This is a genomic window from Variovorax sp. UC122_21 (assembly GCF_044056785.1).
In the GTDB taxonomy this organism is placed as follows: Bacteria; Pseudomonadota; Gammaproteobacteria; order Burkholderiales; family Burkholderiaceae_C; genus Variovorax.
The window spans coordinates 1,272,052-1,295,096 of the sequence record NZ_CP172004.1; the positions used below are offsets into that span (position 1 = coordinate 1,272,052).

The 23,045-nt window shown below is 70.3% G+C and carries 19 protein-coding genes and 2 pseudogenes; 16 read left to right on the forward strand and 5 right to left on the reverse strand.

Going from position 1 to position 23,045, the window contains the following annotated elements; translation table 11 throughout:
• Positions 1-101: 101 nt before the first annotated feature.
• The 3 genes and pseudogenes from ppk2 to ACHMXE_RS18410 all read left to right on the forward strand — a co-directional run bounded on the left by ppk2 (position 102) and on the right by ACHMXE_RS18410 (position 3,740).
• Positions 102-1,022 carry a polyphosphate kinase 2 gene (gene ppk2, locus ACHMXE_RS18400; protein WP_203202459.1) on the forward strand — a complete coding sequence of 307 codons (921 nt, stop codon included), beginning with the start codon at positions 102-104 and terminating at the stop codon, positions 1,020-1,022.
• A gap of 59 nt (positions 1,023-1,081) precedes the next feature.
• Positions 1,082-2,127 (forward strand): annotated as a pseudogene (locus ACHMXE_RS18405) (alpha/beta hydrolase family esterase).
• Between the two features lie 146 nt (positions 2,128-2,273).
• Complete coding sequence (locus ACHMXE_RS18410; protein WP_395350518.1) at positions 2,274-3,740, forward strand: MFS transporter; 1,467 nt, start codon at positions 2,274-2,276, stop codon at positions 3,738-3,740.
• Here the strand turns inward: ACHMXE_RS18410 and ACHMXE_RS18415 are convergent.
• Both ACHMXE_RS18415 and ACHMXE_RS18420 read right to left on the reverse strand, forming a co-directional pair.
• Positions 3,737-4,165: a hypothetical protein gene (locus tag ACHMXE_RS18415; protein WP_395350520.1), complete on the reverse strand. Its 429-nt coding sequence runs from the start codon at positions 4,163-4,165 to the stop codon at positions 3,737-3,739. The genes ACHMXE_RS18410 and ACHMXE_RS18415 overlap by 4 nt on opposite strands.
• Before the next feature lie 285 nt (positions 4,166-4,450).
• Positions 4,451-4,759 carry a hypothetical protein gene (locus tag ACHMXE_RS18420; protein ID WP_395350522.1) on the reverse strand — a complete coding sequence of 103 codons (309 nt, stop codon included), beginning with the start codon at positions 4,757-4,759 and terminating at the stop codon, positions 4,451-4,453.
• A gap of 81 nt (positions 4,760-4,840) precedes the next feature.
• Here ACHMXE_RS18420 and ACHMXE_RS18425 point away from each other — a divergent pair, with 81 nt between their 5' ends.
• From ACHMXE_RS18425 to urtE, 6 genes and pseudogenes are all read left to right on the forward strand, one after another.
• On the forward strand, positions 4,841-5,155 hold the full coding sequence (locus ACHMXE_RS18425) for a nucleotide pyrophosphohydrolase (RefSeq protein ID WP_395350524.1): 315 nt from the start codon (positions 4,841-4,843) through the stop codon (positions 5,153-5,155).
• A 143-nt stretch (positions 5,156-5,298) separates the two neighbouring features.
• The gene (gene urtA, locus ACHMXE_RS18430) at positions 5,299-6,567 is read left to right on the forward strand and encodes an urea ABC transporter substrate-binding protein (RefSeq protein ID WP_395350525.1); all 1,269 of its coding nucleotides are present in this window, start codon (positions 5,299-5,301) and stop codon (positions 6,565-6,567) included.
• 197 nt (positions 6,568-6,764) lie between these two features.
• Positions 6,765-8,311: pseudogene (urtB, locus tag ACHMXE_RS18435) on the forward strand (urea ABC transporter permease subunit UrtB).
• Positions 8,312-8,391: 80 nt separating this feature from the next.
• Positions 8,392-9,624: an urea ABC transporter permease subunit UrtC gene (gene urtC, locus ACHMXE_RS18440; protein WP_395350526.1), complete on the forward strand. Its 1,233-nt coding sequence runs from the start codon at positions 8,392-8,394 to the stop codon at positions 9,622-9,624.
• A complete protein-coding gene (gene urtD / locus ACHMXE_RS18445) occupies positions 9,621-10,499 on the forward strand; it encodes an urea ABC transporter ATP-binding protein UrtD (protein ID WP_395350527.1) in 879 nt (292 codons plus the stop codon). The genes urtC and urtD overlap by 4 nt, the downstream gene beginning before the upstream one ends.
• A 12-nt stretch (positions 10,500-10,511) precedes the next feature.
• Complete coding sequence (gene urtE, locus ACHMXE_RS18450; protein WP_057594408.1) at positions 10,512-11,204, forward strand: urea ABC transporter ATP-binding subunit UrtE; 693 nt, start codon at positions 10,512-10,514, stop codon at positions 11,202-11,204.
• A 4-nt stretch (positions 11,205-11,208) separates the two neighbouring features.
• Here urtE and ACHMXE_RS18455 read toward each other — a convergent pair whose 3' ends face one another.
• Positions 11,209-12,030 (reverse strand): IclR family transcriptional regulator, encoded by an 822-nt coding sequence (locus tag ACHMXE_RS18455; protein ID WP_395350529.1) that lies wholly within the window; start codon positions 12,028-12,030, stop codon positions 11,209-11,211.
• A gap of 96 nt (positions 12,031-12,126) precedes the next feature.
• Here ACHMXE_RS18455 and ACHMXE_RS18460 point away from each other — a divergent pair, with 96 nt between their 5' ends.
• From ACHMXE_RS18460 to ACHMXE_RS18480, 5 genes are all read left to right on the forward strand, one after another.
• Positions 12,127-12,912, forward strand: coding sequence for an enoyl-CoA hydratase-related protein (locus tag ACHMXE_RS18460; protein ID WP_395350531.1), 786 nt, complete (start codon positions 12,127-12,129; stop codon positions 12,910-12,912).
• A gap of 3 nt (positions 12,913-12,915) precedes the next feature.
• On the forward strand, positions 12,916-14,076 hold the full coding sequence (locus tag ACHMXE_RS18465) for a CaiB/BaiF CoA transferase family protein (protein WP_395350532.1): 1,161 nt from the start codon (positions 12,916-12,918) through the stop codon (positions 14,074-14,076).
• A gap of 37 nt (positions 14,077-14,113) precedes the next feature.
• Positions 14,114-15,067: a Bug family tripartite tricarboxylate transporter substrate binding protein gene (locus ACHMXE_RS18470; protein WP_395350534.1), complete on the forward strand. Its 954-nt coding sequence runs from the start codon at positions 14,114-14,116 to the stop codon at positions 15,065-15,067.
• Entirely contained in the window at positions 15,064-15,822 is a 759-nt protein-coding gene (locus ACHMXE_RS18475; protein ID WP_395350535.1) for an enoyl-CoA hydratase/isomerase family protein, read from the forward strand. Before ACHMXE_RS18470 ends, ACHMXE_RS18475 begins: the two co-directional genes overlap by 4 nt.
• Before the next feature lie 118 nt (positions 15,823-15,940).
• Complete coding sequence (locus ACHMXE_RS18480) at positions 15,941-17,185, forward strand: MFS transporter (RefSeq protein WP_395350537.1); 1,245 nt, start codon at positions 15,941-15,943, stop codon at positions 17,183-17,185.
• A 4-nt stretch (positions 17,186-17,189) separates the two neighbouring features.
• Here the strand turns inward: ACHMXE_RS18480 and ACHMXE_RS18485 are convergent, their stop codons facing one another.
• Together ACHMXE_RS18485 and ACHMXE_RS18490 are read right to left on the reverse strand one after the other, a co-directional pair.
• Positions 17,190-19,112 carry an esterase/lipase family protein gene (locus ACHMXE_RS18485; RefSeq protein ID WP_395350539.1) on the reverse strand — a complete coding sequence of 641 codons (1,923 nt, stop codon included), beginning with the start codon at positions 19,110-19,112 and terminating at the stop codon, positions 17,190-17,192.
• Positions 19,113-19,114: 2 nt separating this feature from the next.
• Positions 19,115-20,122: a DUF4105 domain-containing protein gene (locus ACHMXE_RS18490; protein WP_395350541.1), complete on the reverse strand. Its 1,008-nt coding sequence runs from the start codon at positions 20,120-20,122 to the stop codon at positions 19,115-19,117.
• 194 nt (positions 20,123-20,316) lie between these two features.
• Between ACHMXE_RS18490 and ACHMXE_RS18495 the strand changes: the two genes are divergently transcribed.
• Together ACHMXE_RS18495 and ACHMXE_RS18500 are read left to right on the forward strand one after the other, a co-directional pair.
• Positions 20,317-21,327 (forward strand): aldo/keto reductase, encoded by a 1,011-nt coding sequence (locus tag ACHMXE_RS18495; RefSeq protein ID WP_395350543.1) that lies wholly within the window; start codon positions 20,317-20,319, stop codon positions 21,325-21,327.
• 211 nt (positions 21,328-21,538) lie between these two features.
• Positions 21,539-23,044 (forward strand): efflux transporter outer membrane subunit, encoded by a 1,506-nt coding sequence (locus ACHMXE_RS18500; RefSeq protein WP_395350544.1) that lies wholly within the window; start codon positions 21,539-21,541, stop codon positions 23,042-23,044.
• The last annotated feature ends 1 nt before the right edge of the window (position 23,045 follow it).

Consider the following 23,045-nt stretch of genomic DNA (forward strand, 5'->3'; position numbering starts at 1 on the left):
GGCGTGTCGGCCTACGGGAACCGGCCGCAAAACCGTCACGCCGGCGTCATCTGGCCCATGCAGCATGGTTTTCCCGGATCCCGCCACTCTTGCCTTTGACCATGCCGACGACGAGCGCCCTTCCCGACCACGAAGAACTGATGCAGCGCATCGCCCGAGACCTCATCGACAGCTACGACGAGGAGCTCGAGCTGGAGATCGAGGACCGCAACATCGACGGCCTCGACGGCGCGCCGGGCGGCACCGACAAGGCCGCCCGCCAGGCCTATTTCAAGGAGCTGTTCCGCCTGCAGGGCGAACTGGTGAAGCTGCAGGACTGGGTCCAGCACAGCAAGCAGAAGGTCGTGATCCTGTTCGAGGGCCGCGACGCGGCCGGCAAGGGCGGCGTCATCAAGCGCATCACCCAGCGGCTGAACCCGCGCGTGGCCCGCGTGGCCGCGCTGCCGGCACCGAACGACCGCGAACGCACCCAGTGGTACTTCCAGCGCTACGTGGCGCATCTGCCGGCCGCCGGCGAGATGGTGCTGTTCGACCGCAGCTGGTACAACCGCGCCGGCGTCGAGCGCGTGATGGGCTTCTGCACCGACGACGAGTACGAGGAGTTCTTCCGCACCGTGCCCGAGTTCGAGAAGATGCTCGTGCGCTCGGGCATCAAGCTCATCAAGTACTGGTTCTCCATCACCGACGACGAGCAGCACATGCGCTTCCTCGGCCGCATCCACGATCCGCTCAAGCAGTGGAAGCTCAGCCCGATGGACCTCGAGAGCCGCCGCCGCTGGGAGGAGTACACCAAGGCCAAGGAAACGATGCTGGAACGCACCCACATCCCCGAGGCGCCGTGGTGGGTGGTGCAGGCGGTCGACAAGAAGAAGGCGCGCCTGAACTGCATCAGCCACCTGCTGGGCCAGCTGCCCTACGAGATGGTGCCCCATGCGCCGGTGGAACTGCCGGCCCGCGTGCGCCATGCCGACTACCTGCGCCAGCCGGTACCTGCCAGCATGATCGTCCCCGAGGTCTACTGACTTCGCCGGGGCAGCGGGCGATCGCTGTCCCGTCCCGGCGCCATGCGTCACACTGCGCCATGGCCCGCCGTTCCACCGCTTCCGTCTTCGCCCGCGCCTACGAGCGCAACCTGAAGGCGCTCACGAAGCTCACGCTGCGCAACAGCCAGCGCGTGGCGGGCCAGGTGAAGCGCGCGACGGCCAAGCGGCTCAAGCCGCCGCCCGGCAAGGGCGACTGGCTCAGCGGCATGGCGATCGGTCCGGGCGGCGCGCGGCGCTATCACCTGTTCCGTCCCGCCGACCTGCATCTGCAGCCCGGCGAGAAGCTGCCGCTCATGGTCATGCTGCACGGCTGCGGCCAGACCGGGCGCGACTTCGCGGCCAGCACGCGCATGAACGCGCTGGCGGCGCGCCAGCGCCTCCTGGTGCTCTACCCGAGCAGGACCGGCTCGCGCATCCCCAGGGCTGCTGGAACTGGTACGAGCGCCGCTCCGGCAAGGCCGATGCCGAGGCCGCGACGCTGATGGCCGCGGTCGACCAGGCCTGCATGCTCTACCCGGCGGACCGCGAGCGCGTCGCGCTGGCCGGCCTCTCGGCCGGCGCCAGCATGGCGGCGCTGCTGGCCACGCGCTATCCGCAGCGCTTTCGCGCCGTGGTCATGCATTCGGGCGTGGCGCCCGGTGCGGCCAAGTCCTCGGCCACCGCGCTCGGCGCGATGCGCGGCCAGAACGTGCCGCCGATGCCCGTCACCGCCGTCGGCAAGGCGATGGGCGCCGCGGCCGTCCTCGCGACCCTGCCGCCGATGCTCGTGCTGCACGGCGATGCCGATGCCGTGGTCGTGCCCAGCAATGCCGTCAACAGCGCCGCCGTGTGGGCCACGGCCATGGGTGCGCGGCCCGGCGTCGCGCGCGACGTGCAGCGCGGCAAGCGCCGCCCGATGCGCGTGACCGACTTCAAGCGCAAGGGCCGCACGGTGGTCTCGCTGTGCGAGATCGCGGGGCTGGGGCATGCGTGGAGCGGCGGTGCGTCGAAGCTGATGTTCAGCGATGCGGCCGGGCCCGATGCCACGCGGATGGCCTGGGCCTTCGCCGTGGCGCAGTTCAGGCACGCGGCCAGGCAGGCCTGAGGCGCTCATTCACGCCGTGCCATTGGCACAGGGGCCCCGCCGCGGGCGGCCCCGCGGCGGCGCTCTGGCTCGGGTTCGTGCGTCCGATCGCTTGACCTCCGGGGTCATTGCCGCAGCGCGCCTTCCCTCCAAGACTCGAACCCACCATGACGCAGTCCGACATCGCCGTTCCGGCGGCATCGCTTTCATCCACGGCCGGCCAGAGCGCGGGCTCGGCCAGGCCCGGGCGGCTGGCCCTGTGGGTCATGCTCAGCGGCACCTTCCTGGTGGTGCTGGACTTCTTCATCGTCAATGTCGCGCTGCCCTCGATGCAGCGCGAACTGCTCGCGAGCACCGCCACCTTGCAACTGGTGGTGGCGGGCTACGGTCTCGCCACCGCCGCGGGCCTGATCACCGGCGGCCGGCTCGGCGACCTCTTCGGGCGCCGCCGCATGTTCATGGCCGGCCTGCTGCTGTTCACGCTGGCCTCGGCGGCCTGTGGCCTGGCGCCCACTGCCGAGCTGCTGGTGGCGGCCCGCGTGCTGCAGGGCCTGGCCGGTGCGCTGCTGCAGCCGCAGGTGCTCGCGATGATCGGGCTGGTCCACACCGGCGAGGACCGCGCCCGCGCCTTCGCCGCCTACGGCCTCACGCTCGGCCTCGGCGCCACGCTGGGCCAGCTCGTGGGCGGGCTGCTGATCCAGGCCGACCTCTGGGGCCTCGGCTGGCGCAGCTGCTTCCTCATCAACCTGCCGATCGGCCTGCTCGCGCTGCTGCTGGCGCCGCGCGTGATTCCGCCGCTGGCCAGTGGGGGCCACCGGAGCCGGCTCGATCCCGCCGGCATGCTGCTGGTGGCCGCGGCGTCGGTGGCGGTGGTGCTGCCGCTGGTCGAGGGGCGGCAGCAGGGCTGGCCGCTGTGGAGCTGGCTGTGCCTCGCGGCCGCGCTGCCGCTCGCGCTGCTGTTCGTCTTCCAGCAGCGCCGGCTTGCCGCGCGCGGCGGTGCGCCGCTGGTGGCGCCGGTGCTGATGGCCGATGCGCGCTTCGTCAACGGCCTGCTGACCACGCTGGCCTTCTATGTCGGCAATGCCTCGCTGTACTTCGTGCTCGCGCTGTACCTGCAGCAGGGCCTCGCGCTCGATGCGCTGCGCTCGGGCCTGGTCTTCACCGCGCTGGCGCTCGGCTTCTTCGCCACCTCGATGGGCGGTGCCCGCATTGCGCGCCGCTTCGGCGGCAAGCCGCCGATCGCGCTCGGCGCGCTGCTTCTCGCGGCCGGCCATGCGCTGCAGTACCTCAACGTCGCCGCCTTCGCGGGCCATGCCCACCTGCTCGCGTGGATGGTGCCGCTGCTGCTGGTGCAGGGCGCGGGTCTGGGCCTGGTGATGGCGCCCCTGGTCTCGAGCGTGCTCGCCGGCCTGCCGCCGCAGCATGCGGGCGTGGCCTCGGGCGTGCTGTCGATGGTTCAGCAGGCGGGCAATGCGCTGGGCGTGGCGCTGATCGGGATCCTGTTCTACGGGCGGCTCGGCGAACGGAGCGATGCGGCGGCCTATGCGGCGGGGCTTGGGGTGGCTCTGGTCTATCTGATGGGGTCGGCGTTGCTGGTGGCGGTGTTGCACCGCCGAGGCGCGCGTTCGCGCTAGCTGCCGCCGGGCGCGGGGAGCGCCGACAGCTTCGCGGCCACCTGCTGGCAGGCCACGATCATGTCCCGGACGATGCGCTCGTCCACGTTCAGGTCGCCCTCGTACTCGCCGAGGTTGCGGATCTCGTGGCCCTTGGCCAGCACCCGCCAGACCTCGGGGCCCAGCGACAGCGTGTGGGGCAGCACCTGGAAGACGATGAAGCGGTTGCCCGAGCGGTAGCCATGCCAGCGCAAGGCGGCGAGGCACAGGGCGTGGGCCGCGTTGTAGACGAGGTCGAAGCGGCCCTCGAGCGAGAGCTGCGCGACCTGCGCGTCCTTCAGGCGGGCCTGGCCCGAACGCAGCAAGCCCGCGAATTCGCGCGCATCGGGCGCCTCGGCCGCGAGCGGCTTCGAAGGGCCGCAGAGGTTGTCAAGCGGGGAGGGCATGCGCGTCGCCGAGCACCCAGAGCTTGGGCTGTGCCATCACGCGCGTGGCGAAGGATTCGCCGTCCTTGAGCTTTCGCATCAGTTCCTTCCTCGTGAACAGGGTCGGGTTCACTGTACGGCCGAGCCGCGCGGGAGACGGCATCGAGCGCGAGAAAGAGATCCGGATAGGCAAGTTCCTCACTGAGCAGCAGCAGGTCGATGTCGCTCGCGGCCGTGTCGCTCTTCTTCGCGACCGAGCCGTACACGAACGCGGCCTCGATCCGGTCGGCCACGGGCTGCAGCGCTTCACGCAGCGGGCCCGCGAGTCCGAAGGTCTTGCGCACGATGCTGCTCAGTTCCTCGTGGATCGGCGATTGCGCATTGGCCTGGTAGTGCTTCTGATTGCCCACGCGCGACATCGTGAGCAGCCCGCTGTCGGTCAACTGCTTCGAGTTCGCGCTGCACGGCGCCCGAGCCCGCGCCGGTAAGCTTGATCAATTCGGTGAAGAAGAAGCTTCGATCCGGCTGGCCGAAGAGGCAGCCCAGCACGCGCTGCTGGGTGGTCGTGAACAGGGCGTCGGCCAGTCCGACAGGTGCTTCGAGCTGCTTCGGCATCGGCGATTTACCCATTTTGGGCATTTTATTACCCGAAATGGGCTTTTCATGTTTGTGTCCCGTGTCCCCCCAATAGCCGCCATGACCCACGACCTCCAATCGCTCACGCTCGCCCTGCGCGACTTCGCGCGCGATCGCCACTGGGAACCCTTCCACTCCCCCAAGAACCTCGCCGCGGCGCTCTCGGTCGAGGCCGCCGAGCTGCTCGAGCATTTCCAGTGGTTGACCGAGGCGCAGAGCCGCGAACTGCCGGCCGACAAGCGCGCCGAGGTCGGCACCGAGATCGCGGACGTGCTGCTCTACCTGCTGCAACTGGCCGACCAGCTCGGTATCGATCCCGTCGAGGCCGCGCGCAGCAAGATGGTCGCGAACGCGCGCAAGTACCCGGCGCCGTAGCCTCGCGCGCCGTTGACGCGGCTGAGTACCTCCGTGTACGCCACCCGGCGTATTTCTCCTTCCTGGTGCATTCCGCAGACTCCCTCCCATCGCTCGGCACCGCGCCGGCGAACAGGTTTCAACCCACCGGAGCAGGAGTCCACATGCAACGTCGTTTCACTCTCAAGGCGCTCACCGCCGCCGTCGCGCTGGCCAGCATCTCCGCTGCGCCCGCATTCGCCGCCGACACCATCAAGGTCGGCGTGCTGCACTCGCTGTCGGGCACGATGGCCATTTCTGAAACCGTGTTGAAGGACACGGTGCTGATGGCCATCGACGACATCAACGCCAAGGGCGGCGTGCTCGGCAAGAAGCTCGAGCCCGTGGTGGTCGACCCGGCCTCGAACTGGCCGCTGTTCGCCGAGAAGACCAAGCAGCTGCTCGGCCAGGACAAGGTCTCGGTGATCTTCGGCTGCTGGACCTCGGTGTCGCGCAAGTCGGTGCTGCCGGTGGTCGAGGAAATGAACGGCCTGCTGTTCTACCCGGTGCAGTACGAAGGCGAAGAGCTCTCGAAGAACGTGTTCTACACGGGTGCCGCGCCCAACCAGCAAGCCATTCCGGCCGTCGACTACCTGATGAGCAAGGAAGGCGGCGCCGCCAAGCGCTGGGTGCTGCTGGGCACCGACTACGTCTATCCGCGCACCACCAACAAGATCCTGCGCGCCTACCTCAAGAGCAAGGGCGTGAAGGACACCGACATCGACGAGAAGTACACCCCCTTCGGCCACAGCGACTACCAGACCATCGTCGCCGACATCAAGAAGTTCTCGGCCGGCGGCAAGACGGCCGTGGTGTCGACCATCAACGGCGACTCCAACGTGCCCTTCTACAAGGAACTCGGCAACGCGGGCCTGAAGGCCAAGGACGTGCCGGTGGTGGCCTTCTCGGTCGGCGAGGAAGAACTGCGCGGCGTGGACACCAAGCCGCTGGTCGGCCACCTGGCCGCGTGGAACTACTTCATGTCGATCAAGAACCCGACCAACACCGCCTTCATCAAGCAGTGGAGCGACTACGCCAAGGCCAAGAACATCGCCGGCCACAAGGACAAGCCGCTGACCAACGACCCGATGGAAGCCACCTGGATCGGCATCCACATGTGGAAGCAGGCGGTCGAGAAGGCCAAGTCGACCGACACCGACAAGGTGATCGCCGCCATGGCCGGCCAGACCTTCACCGCGCCCTCGGGCATCGTCTCGAAGATGGACGAGAAGAACCACCACCTGCACAAGAGCGTGTTCATCGGCGAGATCAAGGCCGACGGCCAGTTCAACGTGGTGTGGAAGACGCCGGGCCCGGTCAAGGCCAAGCCGTGGAGCCCGTACATCGAAGGCAACGACAAGAAGCCCGACTATCCGGCTGGCAAGTCGATGTAAGGCATCGCGAGTCAATCCCCTTGCCTTGCTCCCTCTCCCCTCGGGGAGAGGGCGGGGTGAGGGCAGCGGCGGTCGATCCGGTCGCTGCGCTCGTTGGGAGGCCGTTGGCCCTCACCCCAACCCTCTCCCCACGGGGAGAGGGAGTCCTACCGAACCTCAAGATGCTTCGACGAACCCTCCACTGCGCATTCGCCGCCATGCTGTTCATGGCAACGGCCGCCCAGGCGCTGACCGCCGACGAAGCCCGGGCCATCGCCGCCGGCGATTCCGAAGCCCGCATCGCCGCGCTCAACAAGGCCGTCACCAGCGCCGACGACAAGACCGCGGCCTTCATCCAGGCGATGTCGGACGACGCGGTCAAGTACACCGAAGACAAGGTCTTCGTGATGAAGGACGACAAAGGCTACGACCCCGTGACCGGTGCCGAACTCAAGGTGCCCGACACGGCCGAGGACGTGGTCAACAACAACCTGATGCGCGGCGCGCTCGAGGCCGCGCAGGCCGCGCTCAAGCTCGGCAGCAAGGACGACGCGGTGCGCGCCGAGGCCGCGCAGGCGCTGTTCAAGGAGCCCGACGAATCGCGGCTGCCGCTGGTCGAGAAGGCGCTGGCCGCCGAGACCCACCCGAAGATCAAGGCGCAGCTCGAACTGGTGCGCGCCGCCAGCATGCTGAGCAGCGCCGACAAGGCCAAGCGCCTCGTGGCCGCGCGCGAGCTCGGCGAGAGCCGCAGCCCCGACACCAAGCTGCTGCTCAACCAGCGCCTGGCCGACGAGACCGAGGCCGACGTGAAGGCCGCGATCGTGGCCTCGATCGCCAGCATCGACGGCTCGCTGGTCTGGGCGACCGCCTCAATGCCGTGTTCAGCGGCATCAGCCTGGGCTCGGTGCTGCTGCTGGCCGCGCTGGGTCTGGCCATCACCTACGGCCTGATGGGCGTCATCAACATGGCGCACGGCGAGCTGATGATGATCGGCGCCTACGCCACCTATGTGATGCAGGGCATCTTCCAGAAGTACCTGCCCGAGGCCGCCTTCGGCTGGTACCTGGTGGCCGCCATTCCGGTCTCGTTCCTGGCCTCGGCGCTGGTGGGCGCGGTGCTCGAGCGCGGCGTGATCCGCTTCCTCTACGGCCGCCCGCTCGAGACCCTGCTGGCCACCTGGGGCATCAGCCTGATGCTGCAGCAGATGGTGCGCTCGCTGTTCGGCGCGCAGAACGTGGGCGTGGAGAACCCGGCCTGGATGAGCGGCGGCCTGTCGCTGCTGTCGAACGTCACGCTGCCGTGGAACCGCCTGTGCATCATCGTCTTCGCGGTGCTGGTGCTGCTGGCCATGGGCTGGCTGATCGGCCGCACGCGGCTCGGCCTGTTCGTGCGCGGCGTCACGCAGAACCGCCCGATCGCCTCGTGCATGGGCGTGAACACCGCGCGCATCGACACCTACGCCTTCGCGCTCGGCTCGGGCATCGCCGGCCTCGCGGGCTGCGCGCTGAGCCAGATCGGCAACGTCGGCCCCGACCTGGGCCAGAGCTACATCGTCGACAGCTTCATGGTGGTCGTGATGGGCGGCGTCGGCCAGCTCGCGGGCACCGTCTACGCGGCGCTCGGACTGGGCATCCTCAACAAGTTCATCGAGGGCTGGGCGGGCGCGGTGCTCGCGAAGATCGCGGTGCTGGTTTTCATCATCATCTTCATCCAGAAGCGGCCGCAGGGCATCTTCGCGATGAAGGGCCGGAGCGCGGAAGCATGACGACCCCAACAACTTTCGATACCGCCATCACCGTTCGGGCTGAGCCTGTCGAAGCCGGGGCAGGCACTTCGACAAGCTCAGTGCGAACGGGTAGGGTGGCACTTCCCACCAAGGGGCCGCTGCTGAGCGGCAAGGGCTGGACGGCCTTCTTCGTCGCGCTGATCGTGGTGTGCGCGGTGGCACCCGTGCTCAACATGTGGGTGCCGGCCGACAGCCCGCTGCACATGAGCGACTACGCGGTGGCGCTGGTCGGCAAGATCATGTGCTACGCGATCTGCGCGCTGGCCATGGACCTGATCTGGGGCTACACCGGCATCCTCTCGCTGGGCCACGGTCTCTTCTTCGCGCTCGGCGGCTACATGATGGGCATGTACCTCATGCGCCAGATCGGCCGCGACGGCAACTACAAGAGCGACCTGCCGGACTTCATGGTGTTCCTCGACTGGAAGACGCTGCCCTGGCACTGGACCTTCAGCGACAGCTTCATTGCCACCCTGGTGCTGATCGTCGCGGTGCCGGGCCTGATCGCCTTCGTGTTCGGCTTCTTCGCCTTCCGCTCGCGCATCAAGGGCGTGTACTTCTCGATCATCACGCAGGCCCTGACCTTCGCGGCCATGCTGCTGTTCTTTCGCAACGAGACCGGCTTCGGCGGCAACAACGGCTTCACCGACTTCAAGCGCATCCTCGGCATCCCGATCGCCACGCAGGAGATGCGCATGACGATCTTCGCGCTCACCGGCGTGACCCTGCTGGCCTTCTTCCTGTTCGCCAAGTGGCTGATCGCGAGCAAGTTCGGCCGCGTGCTGCAGGCCATCCGCGACGCCGAGTCGCGCGTGATGTTCTCGGGCTACAACCCGCTGCCCTACAAGCTCAGCATCTGGGTCATCTCGGCCGTGATGTGCGGCGTGGCCGGCGCGCTCTACGTGCCGCAGGTCGGCATCATCAACCCGAGCGAGATGAGCGCGGCCAACTCGATCGAGATCGCGATCTGGGCCGCGGTGGGCGGGCGCGCGAGCCTGATCGGGCCGATCATCGGCGCCTTCATCGTCAACGGCGCGAAGAGCTGGCTCACGGTGGCCTATCCCGAGTACTGGCTGTACTTCCTCGGCGCGCTGTTCATCGCGGTCACGCTGTTCCTGCCGAACGGCATCGTGGGGCTGGTGCGCCAGTGGCTGTCGCGCGAGAAAGCGGCGCCCGTTGCGGCATCGCCGGCGCGCGCCGAGGCCCAGCGCTCGCTGGCGACCGAACAGGGCATGGAGCCGGAAGCGATCGCCGCGCCGCTGCATGCCGAACCGAAGGGAGCCCGCGCATGACGCCCGACCTGATGGAAGCCGGCGCGGAGCGCGTCTCGCGCGCCAAGGGCCAGCCGCACGACACCGGCGCCACCGAATCGGGCGGCCGCACGGCGGGCTTCAGCCGCATCGCGACGCCCGGCGAGGTCGACGTGACCCACGGCCGCATCCTCTACCTGGAAGACGTGAGCGTGAGCTTCGACGGCTTCAAGGCGATCAACAAGCTGTCGCTCGACATCGCGCCCGGCGAGCTGCGCTGCATCATCGGCCCCAACGGCGCGGGCAAGACCACGATGATGGACATCATCACCGGCAAGACCCGGCCCGACGAGGGCACGGTGTTCTTCGGCAGCACCATCGACCTGCTGCGCCACAAGGAGGCCGAGATCGCACAGCTGGGCATCGGCCGCAAGTTCCAGAAGCCGACCGTGTTCGAGCACCTCACGGTGTTCGAGAACCTCGAGCTCGCGCTCAAGACCGACAAGGGCGTGCGCGCCTCGATGCTGTTCAGGCTCGACTCGGCGCAAAGCGACCGGCTGGCCGAGGTGCTCGAGACCATCCACCTCGCGGCCAGCGTGTCGCGGATGGCGGGCAACCTGAGCCACGGCCAGAAGCAGTGGCTCGAGATCGGCATGCTGCTGATGCAGGACCCGAAGCTCCTGCTGCTCGACGAGCCCGTGGCCGGCATGACCGACGAGGAAACGGCGCGCACGGCCGAGCTGTTCCTCACGCTCAAGGGCAAGCATTCGCTGATGGTGGTGGAGCACGACATGAGCTTCATCCGCACCATCTCCGAGATCGTGACCGTGCTGTGCGACGGCTCGGTGCTCGCGCAGGGCTCGCTCGACGAGGTGCAGGCCGACGAGCGCGTGATCGAGGTCTACCTGGGCCGCTGAGGAAACCACGCCATGCTGACAGTCAAGAACATCCACCAGTACTACGGCGGCTCCCACATCCTGCGCGACGTGAGCTTCGAGGCCACGCTGGGCAAGGTCACGGTGCTGCTGGGCCGCAACGGCGTGGGCAAGACCACGCTGCTGAAGTCGCTGATGGGCCTGGTGCCGATCAAGAGCGGCAGCATCGAGCTCGAGGGGCGGCCGATCCACAAGGCCACGCCCTACGACCGCGCGCGCGCGGGCATCGGCTTCGTGCCGCAGGGCCGCGAGATCTTCGCGCGCCTCACGGTGGAAGAGAACCTGCGCATGGGCCTGGCCTACAAGCGCGGCGGCACGCCGATCCCGGCCGAGCTGTTCGAGCTGTTCCCGGTGCTCAAGCAGATGATCGGGCGCCGCGGCGGCGACCTCTCGGGCGGCCAGCAGCAGCAGCTCGCGATCGCGCGCGCGCTCGCGCCCAAGCCGAAGCTCTTGATCCTCGACGAGCCCACCGAGGGCATCCAGCCGAGCATCATCAAGGACATCGGCCGCGTGATCCGCATGCTGGCCGACCGCGGCGACATGGCGATCGTGCTGTGCGAGCAGTACTACGACTTCGCGCAGGAGCTGGCCGACGACTACCTCGTGATGGAACGCGGCGAGGTGATCGCGCGCGGCCTCGGCAAGGACATGGAGGCGCAGGGCGTGCGCCAGCTGGTGGCGATCTGACGCTTCAGCGCGCCCAGTCGCGGCGCAGGTCGGCCGCGAGGCGCAGCAGCAGTTGCGCGTGCGCCTCGATGGCGTCCGTCGACACTTCCTCCGCGGTGGGGAAGCTCACGTTCATCGCATAGAGGCTGCCTGCGGGTGAGCGCAACGGGAGCGCCACCGCGGTCATGCCCGCGGCCCAGCTCGCGTGGCAGAAGCCGCGCTCGCGCACGGCCTCGAGCGCGGCCTCCACCCGTGGCTGCAGCGCGCGCCATTCGGCGCCGTGCGCCTGCCGCAGCCGGCCCAGCAGGGCTTTGCGCTCCGCGGCCTGCATGCCCGCGAGGAAGGCGCAGCCCAGCGAGGTGCTCGCGATCGGGATCCGCGAGCCCGAGAGGATGCGCCGGAAGATCCCGAGCCGGCTGAGGCGCACCGACTCCAGGTAGACCATCTCGAACTGGTCGGCCACGGCAAGCCCGACGTTGACGCGCCGGCCCTCGGCCAGCGCGCGCATCAGCGGCAGCGCGCGCGCCAGCGTGGCCTCCGAGCTGCGGAAGGACAGCGCGAGGCTCAGGCAGGCGGCCGTGAGGCGGTAGCCGCGCTGCTCGATGTCGTAGGCGAGAAAACCCGCGTCCACCAGCGAACGCGTGAGCCGGCTGACCGTCGGCCGCGGCAGCTGCGCGCGGTCGGCCAGTTCGGCGTTGGTCAGCACGTCCACGCCATGGCGGAAGGCGCGCAGCAGCGCGAGGCCGCGTTCGAGCGAATGGCTGCCGGGCGTGCTGCGCACGAAGGTGCCGGTGGCCTGCGTGCGGGCGCGCGTCGAGCCGGCGGTGGAAGGGCGGGGCGTGGCCATGATTTCGTTCTCCGAAATTCTAAGGTTGTCGCCGCCGGGGCCCGCCGGAATACTGGCCGCACGCCCATCGCGGGGCGCAACGACCAGGAGACACGCTTGGATTTCACGCAACTGAGGTACGCGGCGATCGGCCGCGTGGCCTCGATCACCTTCGACCGGCCCGACCGGCTCAATGCCTGGACGCCCACGCTCGAGGCCGAGCTGCGCGCGGCCATCGCGCATGCCGAAGCCGACGACGCGGTGCGCGCCATCGTGCTCAGCGGCGCCGGCCGCGCCTTCTGCGCCGGCATGGACATGGCGGTGCTGTCCGACCCCGGCCGGCCACCCGTGCCGCAGGCCGAGTCCGATGACGACGCGGCGCAGCGCTACGGCTACCTCGGCGCGCTCGCCAAGCCACTGATCGCCGCGATCAACGGCGCGGTCGCGGGCGTGGGCCTGTGCATCGCGCTGCATGCCGACCTGCGCTACGTGGCGGCCGGTGCCAAGCTCACGCTGCCCTATGCGCGCCGCGGCCTGGTGGCCGAGCACGGCACGGCCTGGCTGCTGCCGCGGCTGATCGGGCCGATGCATGCGGCCGACCTGTTGCTGACCGGCCGCACCCTGCAGGCCGAGGAGGCCGAGCGCATGGGGCTGGCCTGCCTGCTGCCGGCCGAGGGCTTTCTCGACGCGGTGCTCGCGCGCGCCACCGAGATCGCCGAGCTGAGTTCGCCGCGCGCGGTGCGCATCATCAAGCGGCAGCTGGTGGAGGCCCGCTACCAGACCCTCGGGCAGGCCACGCGCGTGGCCGACCGCGAGATCGCGGCCTGCCGCGACACCGAGGATTTCCAAGAGGGCGTGCGGCATTTCGTCGAGAAGCGCGCACCCCGTTTCACGGGACGCTGAACCATGACGGGCGACACGAACAGCAGCACCGCGCTGCCGCTGGCCGGCATCAAGGTCATCGAGCTCGGGCAGAACATCGCCGGGCCCTACGCGGGCGAGATCCTGTCCTCGCTCGGCGCCGAGGTGGTGAAGATCGAGCGGCCCGGCACGGGCGACGACGCGCGCGGCTGGGGGCCGCCGTTCTGGCGTGGCACCGCGACCACCTTCCAGGCCATGAACCACGGCAAGAAGAGCATCGCGCTCGACCTCAAGGACCCGGCGCAGGCGCAATGGCTGCGCGAACGCGCGGCCGAGGCCGACGTGTTCGTGCAGAACATGCGACCCGGCTCGCTCGAGGAACTGGGCCTCGGCGCCGAGGCGTTGCGCGCGCTCAATCCGCGGCTGGTGTACTGCTCGCTCTGGGCCTTCGGCCACAAGGGGCCGATGCGCCTCGCGCCGGGCTACGAGCCGATGGTGCAGGCCTTCGCGGGCATCTTCAGCATCAACGGCGCCGAGAGCGGGCCGCCGGCGCGCGTGGGCATGCAGGTGCTCGACCTGGGCACCGGCGTCTGGGCCGCGCTGGGCTGCATCGCCGCGCTGCTGCGCCGCGCCTCGACCGGGCAGGGCTGCGTGGTCGACACCTCGCTGTTCGAGACCGCGCTGGGCTGGCTGCAGGTGATGATGGCCGGCTTCCACGCCACCGGGAAACAGCCCGAGCGGCACCGCAGCGGCAATCCCAACGTGGTGGTGTTCCAGGCGCTGCCGACCGGGGACGGCGAGATCGTGGTGGCCGCGGCCAACGACCGGCTGTTCGCCAAGCTCGCGCGCGCGGCCGGCCACGAGGAATGGACGCGCGACGAGCGCTTCGCGAGCAATGCGCTGCGCGTGCAGCACAAGGCGCTGCTGATCCCCGCGCTCGAGGCGGTGTTCCGCACGCGCTCGACGCAGCAGTGGCTCGAGGCGCTCGAGGCCCTGGGCATTCCCTGCGCGCCGATCCAGGACTTCGCGCAGGTGCTCGCGCAGCCGCAGACCGAGGCCATCGGCATCCTGCAGACCATTCCCGGCGAGGACCTGCGCATCGTCGGGCTGCCGCTGTCCTTCGATGGCGAGCGGCCGCGGGTGCGGCACCGCGCACCCGGCGTGGGCGAGCACAACGAAGCGCTTGGCGCGAAGGCTCCCGGCTGAGCGCGCCCTTCCAACGACACGAACAACAGGAGACGACATGCAGAGAAGACAGTGCCTCGCCGCGCTCGCGGCCTTGCCGTTCGCGGCCGCGATGGCGGCGGACAACCACAAGCCGATCCAGATCGTCGTGCCCTTCGGCCCCGGCGGCTCGGGCGACATCTCGGCGCGCATGCTGGCCGAGTTCCTCACGCGCAAGACCGGCCGCGCGGTGGTGGTCGACAACCGCCCCGGCGGCAACGGCATCATCGGCGTGGAGGCGGTGCGCAATGCGCCGGCCGACGGCTCGGTGCTGCTGCTGGCCACCACCTCCACCCACCTGGCCAACCCCAGCCTGTTCCGCAAGCTGCCCTACGACCCCGGGCGCGACTTCCGGCTGGTCGGCTCCTTCGGGCCCGGCTCCACCTACATGCTGGTGCGGCCAGACGCGCCCTACAGGACGCTGCAGGACTTCGTCGCCGCCGCCAGGAAGGCGCCGGGCACGATCAACTACGGCCACTTCAACGCCACCTCCAAGGTCACGGCGGCGCTGTTCGCGCACGAGGCCGGCATCGAGCTCGCGGCGATTCCGTACAAGCAGGTGAGCCAGGCGATGTCGGAGCTGATCGCGGGCCAGATCCAGGTGGTGTTCACCGACACCGTGGCCGGCGATGCCTTCGTGGCCTCGGGCCAGTTGCGCGCGCTCGCGGTGCACAGCGACGCGCGGCTCAAGCGCTATCCCGAGCTGCCGCTGATCGCCGAGAGCTATCCGGGCTTCAGCATCCGCGGCGGCTTCCTCGGCATCGCGGTGCCGGCCGCCACGCCGGCGGCGCTGCAGCAGCAGCTCAACCAGTGGATCAACGAGGCCGTGACCACCGACCCGATCCGCGCGCGGCTCGAGGGCTTCGCCTTCGCGCCGGCGAAGGTCAGTCTGGCCGAGCTCGCGAGCTTCGAGCGCCAGGAGCGCGAGAAGTGGAAGGGCTACGTCGACATCGCGAAGCTGGAGGTGCAATGAGCGCGCTCGCTTCGCTGGACTCGGGCCATGAACACGTGGCGCTGCTCGAGCTGCGGCGCGCGCCGTTCAACTACCTCGACGTGGCGCTGCTGCGCGAACTGGCCGACCGGCTCGCGCAGCTCGATGCCGATCCCGATTGCCGTGCCGTCGTGCTCGCCGCCGAGGGCCGGGCCTTCAGCGCGGGCGCCGACTTCAGCGGCAAGGACGATGCGCGCGACCCCGCGCCGCTCTACGAGCAGGCCATGCGCCTGTTCGGCAACGCCAAGCCGCTGGTGGCCGCGGTGCATGGCCCGGCCATCGGCGCCGGGCTCGGCCTCGCGCTGGCGGCCGACTTCCGCGTGGGCTGCGCCGAGGCGCGCTTCAGCGCCAACTTCAATCGCCTCGGCTTCCATCCGGGCTTCGGCCTGAGCCTCACGCTGCCGCGCCTGGTGGGCGCGCAGCAGGCCGCGCTGCTGTTCTACACCGGGCGCCGCATCGGCGGCGAGGAGGCGCTGCGCATCGGGCTGGTCGACCAGCTGGTGCCGGCCGACGAGGTGCGCACCAGCGCGCTGGCGCTCGCGGCCGAGATCGCGCTGTCGGCTCCACTCGCGGTGGAGTCGACGCGCGCGACCTTGCGGCGCGGCCTGGCCGAGGCGGTGGCCGCGGCGAACCGGCACGAGCGCGAGCTGCAGTGCGTGCAGTTCGCGAGCGAGGACTTCAAGGAGGGCGTGCAGGCCATGGCCGAACGCCGCGCGCCGCGCTTCCTGCGCCGCTGAGCGGCAGGGGCAAAAAGGTATCGGGCGGGGCGCAAGACCTCATCAGCGCACGTTAAGGGTTTACCCTAAAATCGGGCTTTGCCCGCGCTCGCCGGGCATCCCCCCAGGAGCCCCGGCCTTGAACGCCCCACCATCCGCCCTCGAAGGCGCGGACACCCCCGCCATTTCGCCCGTCTCGTCGGCCCAGTTCCTGCGCGCCGTGCTCGCGCTCGGTGTCGGCGGCTTCGCCATCGGCACCGGCGAGTTCGTGATCATGGGCCTCTTGCCCGAGGTAGCGAACGACATCGCCGTCAGCATCCCGCAGGCCGGCCACGTCATCAGCGCCTATGCGCTCGGCGTGGTCATCGGCGCGCCCGTGCTCGCGGTGCTCGCGGCCGGCTGGCGCCGCCGCGCCTTGCTGATCGCGCTGATGGCCGTGTTCGCGGCCGGCAACTTCGCGAGCGCCATGGCGCCCGGCTACACCTCGCTGAACCTGCTGCGCTTCGCGACCGGGCTGCCGCACGGCACCTACTTCGGCGTGGCCGCGCTGGTGGCCGCCACGCTCGCGCCGCCCGGGCGCCGCGCGCGCGCCGTGGGGCTGGTGATGCTGGGGCTCACGGGCGCCACGCTGGTCGGCGTGCCGATCGCGGCCTGGCTCGGCCAGCTGTTCGGCTGGCGCGCGGCCTTCGTGTTCGTGGGCGTGATCGCGCTCATCGCCGTGGTGCTGCTGCGCCGCGACATCCCCGACCTCGCCGCGCCCGCGGGCGCCAGCCCCTGGCGCGAACTCGGCGCGCTCAAGCGCAAGCAGGTCTGGTTCACGCTGGGCATCGGCGCCATCGGCTTCGGCGGCATGTTCTCGGTGTTCAGCTACATCAAGCCCACGCTGATCGAGGTCGCCGGCATGCCGCTGGGCGGGGTGCCGCTGGTGCTCGCGCTGTTCGGGCTCGGCATGGTGGTCGGCAACCTGGTCGGCGCGCGGCTGGCCGACAAGTCGCTGATGCGCACCATCGGCGGCCTGATGGCCTATGCGGCGCTGGTGCTGGCGCTGTTCACCTTCTCGGCCCACAACATCTACACCGCGGGCTTCAACGTGTTCCTGATCGGCACCACCGTGGCCATCGGCCCGGCGCTGCAGATCCGGCTGATGGACGTGGCCGGCGATGCGCAGACGCTGGCGGCCGCGCTCAACCATTCGGCCTTCAACATGGCCAATGCGCTTGGCGCCTGGCTCGGCGGCGTTGCGATCGCCGCGGGCCTGGGCTGGACCTCGACCGGCTGGGTCGGCGCGCTGCTCGCGCTCGCGGGCATGGGCGTCTTCTGCTGGGCCGTGGCGAGCGCGCGCGCCGATGCGCGGCGGCCGCGCGTGGCGGCCTGCGAAGGCTGAAGTCCTAGCGCGGCTGCAACTGCTCGCGCAGGATGCGCCGGATCTCGAGGATCGCGAGCGGGTTCTCCTGCACGCTGTGCGCCGACGGGATCACCAGCTCCGAGGCCGCGCCGTCGAGGTGCGCGCTGGCATAGGGCACGATGCCGTCGCTCGACAGCGCCTGCGCCAGGCCCGGCGTGTCGTTGCCGATGATCGAGTGGAAGCGCACGCGCGGATTCATCGGCAGGCCCGAGGAGAGCCGCACGAAGGGATCGCGGTCGCTGAGGTTGTCGATGCTGTTGGGAATGCGCAGCGGCCCCGCGTCCTGCCGGCCCGGCGCGATGCGGATCAGCTCGCGCGAGATGTCGCCGAGCTGGCCCAGCATCGCCACCGGCAGCGTGATCAGGTTGGCGACCCAGCGCGAGATGCGGTTGTTGGCGAAGTCGGTGCCGCGGTGCGGCGAGGCGATGAAGATCGCGTCGCTGACCTGCGGCAGCGGCTCGAAGCGCAGGTAGGGCGCGAGCTTCTCCTCGATGCGCCGCTGCTGCGCGCCCTGCATCGGGTAGCTGGCCAGCAGCGCATCCCAGAGCTTGTCCTCAGACGACGACACCATCAGCCGCGACAGCACGCCGCCCATGCTGTGGCCGATCAGCGTGATGTTCTGCGAGGCCGGGGCCTGGCCCGTGGGATCGAAGTGCTGCAGCGTCTGCGTCACGGCCTCGCGGATCGCGAAGTTGTTGAGCGGCAGCGGCGCATTGGTCGGGTAGTAGACCTGCCAGATCTGGTAGCGGCGGCGCAGCGTCTCGTCGCCGAGCACCTCGTTGGCCACGTTGATCCAGGCCTCGGGGCTGCTCGCGAGGCCGTGCAGCATGATGACCGTGCGGCGCTCGGGATCGTAGGGCTGCATCAGGTAGATGCGCGGCTGCGTGAGTCCGTCGCGGCCGCCGAACAGGCTGCGCAGCGCCTGCAGCGCGAAGTCGGAGCGGGCCAGCCACAGGCCGTAGCCCGAGGTGAAGTTGGCGGCCAGCGGCACCTCCTGCCCGGCCAGTTGCACGTTGGCCGTGCGGTAGGGGTCGTAGGCCGCGATGCGCAGCCTGCGCGTGGCCAGCACCTCGGCGAGGCTGCCGCCGTCGAACAGCAGCAGCGCGGTGACGGCCGGGAAGGGCATCTCGCGGTAGGGCGGGCGCCGGTCGTCGGGATCGAGCGCGGGCGCCTTCTCGTCGGTGCGCTGGCTGTCGGCCGCCACCAGTTCGGCGCCGAAGCCGTCGCGCCGGTAGGTGTTGCGCAGGCCCGAGAAGGTCAGCGAGGCGGCGGGGATCAGCTCGTCGGGCAGCGGCGCGTCGGCGGGCAGGCGCAGGCCCGAGACGTCGGCCTCGATGCGCCAGTCGCCCACGCGCGGTACCCGCGGCTGGGCCGCTGCGTTGCGCCGCACGCCGCGGTACAGGCCCGTGATGGCCTGCTGCACCGCGTAGTTGTAGTAGTCGCGCACCTGCGTCTGCCGGTCCTCGAAGGCGCGGTCGCGCGGCTTGCGCGCGGTGAAGAACAGGTAGGCATAGGCATGGCGCGCGCTCTCGAGCCAGGCCTCGATCGCGGTCGTGTCGGCCGCCGAGCCCGGCTGCGTGGCGCCGCCGCCCTTGTCGGCCGCGATCGCCACCTGCAGCCACACCTCCGACAGCGCCGACAGCCGCTGCTCGTCGCTCAGCCCCGGCGAATCGGCCAGCGCGTTGCGGCAGGCCGGGCCGTCCTTGCCGCACAGCTCGGCGTCGGAGCCGATCACGCGCAGCACCTCCTCGGCCGAGGTGCTGAGCCTGCCGGTGGTGAGCACGTCGCCGCGGCGCTGCGCGAGGTATTCGGCGGGCGAGATCGAGCCCACCTTCACGCCCGCGCAGCCCGCGAGCAGCGCGGCGGCGCAAAGCAGGGCCGCCAGGCCGGGAAGACGCGCGCGCATCGTCACGGCGCCTCGGCGCCCGGCAGCCCCTGCCGGATCGCGCGCGAGAAATCGATGCCCGGGGTGGCATCGCTCGCGATCGCGCGTTGCGTGATGCGCCCGGCCGTGCGCAGCGCCTCGAGGCTGTAGCCCGGCGTCAGCCCGCCCACGTCGTACAGGTAGTCGGGCAGGTAGCCCGAGGCCAGCAGCCGCCAGTCCATCGGCAGGCCCGGCACGATGCGCCTGGCGAGGTCGTAGACGATGGTGGTGCAGTTGGCCGTGAGCGTGTTGTAGAAGCTCGGCGCGCGCAGCAGCGCGGCGCTCTGGTCGAGGTAGGCCAGGAACAGCGAGCGCATCTCGGCCCGTGGCAGCCGCACGCGGTACATGTGGACGTCCTCGCCGCGCACGTTGGTGCGCACGCGCAGCACGTCGCGTTCCTCGGCCGCGACCAGGCTCAGCTCGAAGCGCCGGAAGAAGCCGCCGATCGACGAGAAGCTCTCGCCGCGCTCCTTGCGGATCTCGATCGAGAAGGTGAGGAAGCGGCCGTCGTCGAAGCCGAAGGACACCAGCGTGTGCGCGATCGCCGGGCCCATCCAGTACGAGACCGAGACATCGACCGAGCGCAGGCGCTCGAGGTCGTAGCGGCGCGTTTCCCAGCGCGGCGTGTAGTCGGTGTCGCTGCGCCAGTCGAAGTTGCGCACGTTCTCGAGCGTGACCGCGTTGCCGTCGACGCGCGCCACCAGCTGGCGCGCGACGTCGTCGGCCCAGTCGCGCTGCTGCAGCGGCACGATGGTGTTCCACCAGCCCAGCAGCAGCGCAAAGCCGACCGCGTAGGACAGCAGGGCGCGCGCGGCCCGGCCGCGCCACAGCAGCACCAGGGCCGCGAGGCCGAAGCCGCCCCACAGCACGGCGGCGAGGACCTTGCCCGTCTCGCCCACGGGCAACTGGTACCAGAGCGCGAGGCAGGCCCAGGCGGCCGACAGCAGCAGGACGAGCGATGCCGCGAGGCGGCCGATGATGCGAAGGAACATGGAGGACACGGGGAGTGCGGCACGATTATCCCCATCCCTTCCGTGGCAACCCTGCGCCAAGCGGGCCATCTCGGATGGCGATGGCCCGTGCCTGCGCGTTTTCGCGCCAGTGACTAAGATGAACGCGCGCCTCGCTGTCCCGAGGCGCTCGTCTTTTCTTCATCCGCGTTTCATCCAGCGAACGAGGCATCTCCATGACCATCCCCACCACCCGCCTGGGCCGCACCGGCCTGACCGTCTCCCGGCTCGCGCTCGGCACCATGACCTTCGGCCTGCAGACCGACGAGGCCGTGTCGCACCGCATCCTCGACAAGGCCGCCGAGGGCGGCATCAACTTCCTCGACACCGCCGACGTCTACCCGCTGGGCGGCACGGTCGAGACCACGGGCCGCACCGAGGAGATCATCGGCAACTGGCTCGAGAAGCAGGGCCCCGCGGGCCGCCGGCGCTTCGTGGTCGCGACCAAGGCGGTCAACAAGGTCGGCCCCAATCCCTGGGACCAGGGCGCCTCGCGCAAGCACCTGCTCGATGCCATCGACCTCTCGCTCAAGCGGCTGAAGACCGACCACGTCGATCTCTACCAGCTGCACATGGACGACCGCGAGACGCCGCTCGAGGAAAGCATCGAGGCGCTCGACACCATCGTGAAGTCGGGCCGCGCGCGCTATGTGGGCGTGTCGAACTTCCTGGCCTACCGGCTCGCGCGCGCGCTCGGCAAGTCCGACCTGCTGCGGCTCACGCGCTTCGTCTCGGTGCAGCCGCGCTACAGCCTGCTGTTCCGCGAGATCGAGCGCGAGCTGCTGCCGCTCGCGAGCGAGGAAGGCCTGGGCGTGATCCCCTACAACCCGCTGGCCGGCGGCCTGCTCACCGGCAAGTACAAGCCCGGCGCCAGCCCCGAGGCGAACACCCGCTTCACGCTCGGCACGGCCGGCAACATGTACCAGGACCGCTACTGGAACGAGCGCAGCTTCAACACCGTGACGCAGCTGCATGCGCTGGCCGACGAGGCGGGCGTGCCGCTCGCGACGCTGGCCGTGGCCTGGGTGATGGCGAACCCGCTGATCACCGCGCCGCTGCTCGGCGCGAGCCGGCCCGAGCAACTCGACGCGACGCTCGCGGCGGCCGAGTACAAGCTCGACCCCGCGCTCAAGCAGAAGCTCGACGAGCTGACGGCCGAGTACCGCAAGGGCGACGCGCCGCGCTGAGTTCCTGGTCTTTCTCCTTCCCCGCTGGGGGAAGGCCGGGATGGGGGCTCCGGGCGTTCGATAGGGCCACGCCATCGGCCAGGCCCGGTGCCCCCACCCCAACCCTCCCCCAGCGGGGGAGGGCGCCGAGCCGGGGTCGACTCGAAACTGTCAGAACTGTCAGCCAGTCGACAGCGAGCGGTTCGATGCAGGTGCCTAGAGTGCCTTCATCATGGATTCTTCCGCCGCCACTCCCTCATTGCGCAAGGTATCCGGGGCCGGTGCCATCGCGCTGGCCGCCCTGCTTCTCGCCGGCTGCGCCGTCGGCCCCGACTACGTGCGGCCCTCGATGGAGCTGCCCGCGGCCTACAAGGAAGACGGTGCGTGGAAGACCGCCACGCCGCAGGCCATCGATTCCTCGCACCCCTGGTGGGAGGCCTACGGCGACGCCACCTTGAACGCGCTGGTGGTGCAGGCCAATGCCGCCAACCAGAACATCCGCCAGGCCGAGGCCCAGTACCGCGAGGCGCGCGCTTTGGCCTCGGCCGCGCGCGCCGGCTTCTATCCCACCCTCGGGCTCAATGCTGGCGCCAACCGCGCGCAGACCAACAGCACCGGCAGCATCGAGCGCCGCACCACCGACACCCTGGGCCTCGCCGCGAGCTGGGAGCCCGATGTCTGGGGCGCGGTGCGCCGCTCGGTCGAGGCCGGTGACGCCAGCACGCAGGCCAGCGCCGACGACCTCGCGGGCGCGCGCCTGAGCATCCAGACCACGCTGGCGCAGGACTACCTGCAGCTGCGCGCCATCGACCTGCAGCGCGCGCTCTATGCCAACACCACCGCCGCCTATGCGCGCGCGCTCGAACTCACGCAGCACCAGTACGCGGCCGGCACCGTGCTGCGCTCGGACGTGGCGCTGGCCGAGAGCCAGCTGCGCACCGCGCAGGCGCAGGGCGTGGACCTCGAGGCGCAGCGCGCCCAGCTCGAGCATGCGATCGCGGTGCTGACCGGCCAGGCGCCGGCGCGCTTCACGCTGGCCGCGCTGCCGGCCAGCGAGAACCCCGCGCTCGCCAACGCCGGCACGCTCGGCGTCCAGCTGCCGCTCGCGCCCGCGGGCCTGCCGTCGGAACTGCTCGAGCGCCGCCCCGACATCGCCGCGGCCGAGCGTCGCGTGCAGGCCGCCAATGCGCAGATCGGCGTGGCCAAGGCCGCCTACTTCCCGCAGATCGTGCTGAGCGCGAGCGGCGGCTTCAGCGCCGGCAGGCTGGCTTCGCTGTTCGATACGCCGAGCCGTGTCTGGTCGCTGGGCGCGGTGCTCGCGCAGACCGTATTCGACGGCGGCCTGCGCAAGGCCCACAGCGAGCAGGCCGTGGCCGCCTACGACGCCTCGGTCGCGCTCTACAAGCAGACCGTGCTCGGCGGCTTCCAGCAGGTCGAGGACAACCTCGCCACCCTGCGCGTGCTCGACCACGAATCGCAGCTGCAGGCGCAGGCCGTGCAGGCCTCGCAGACGGCCGAGCGCCTCGCGCTGGCCCAGTACCGCGCCGGCACCGCCACCTACCTGAGCGTGGTGACCGCGCAGCAGCTCTCGCTGACCAACCAGCGCACGGCCGCGCAACTGCTGGCGCGCCAACTCGCCGCCAGCGTGGCGCTGATCGCGGCCACCGGCGGTGGCTGGCATGCCGATGCCGCCGATGCCGCCACCACCGCCGCCGCTGCAACGACTTCCGGAACCTGAT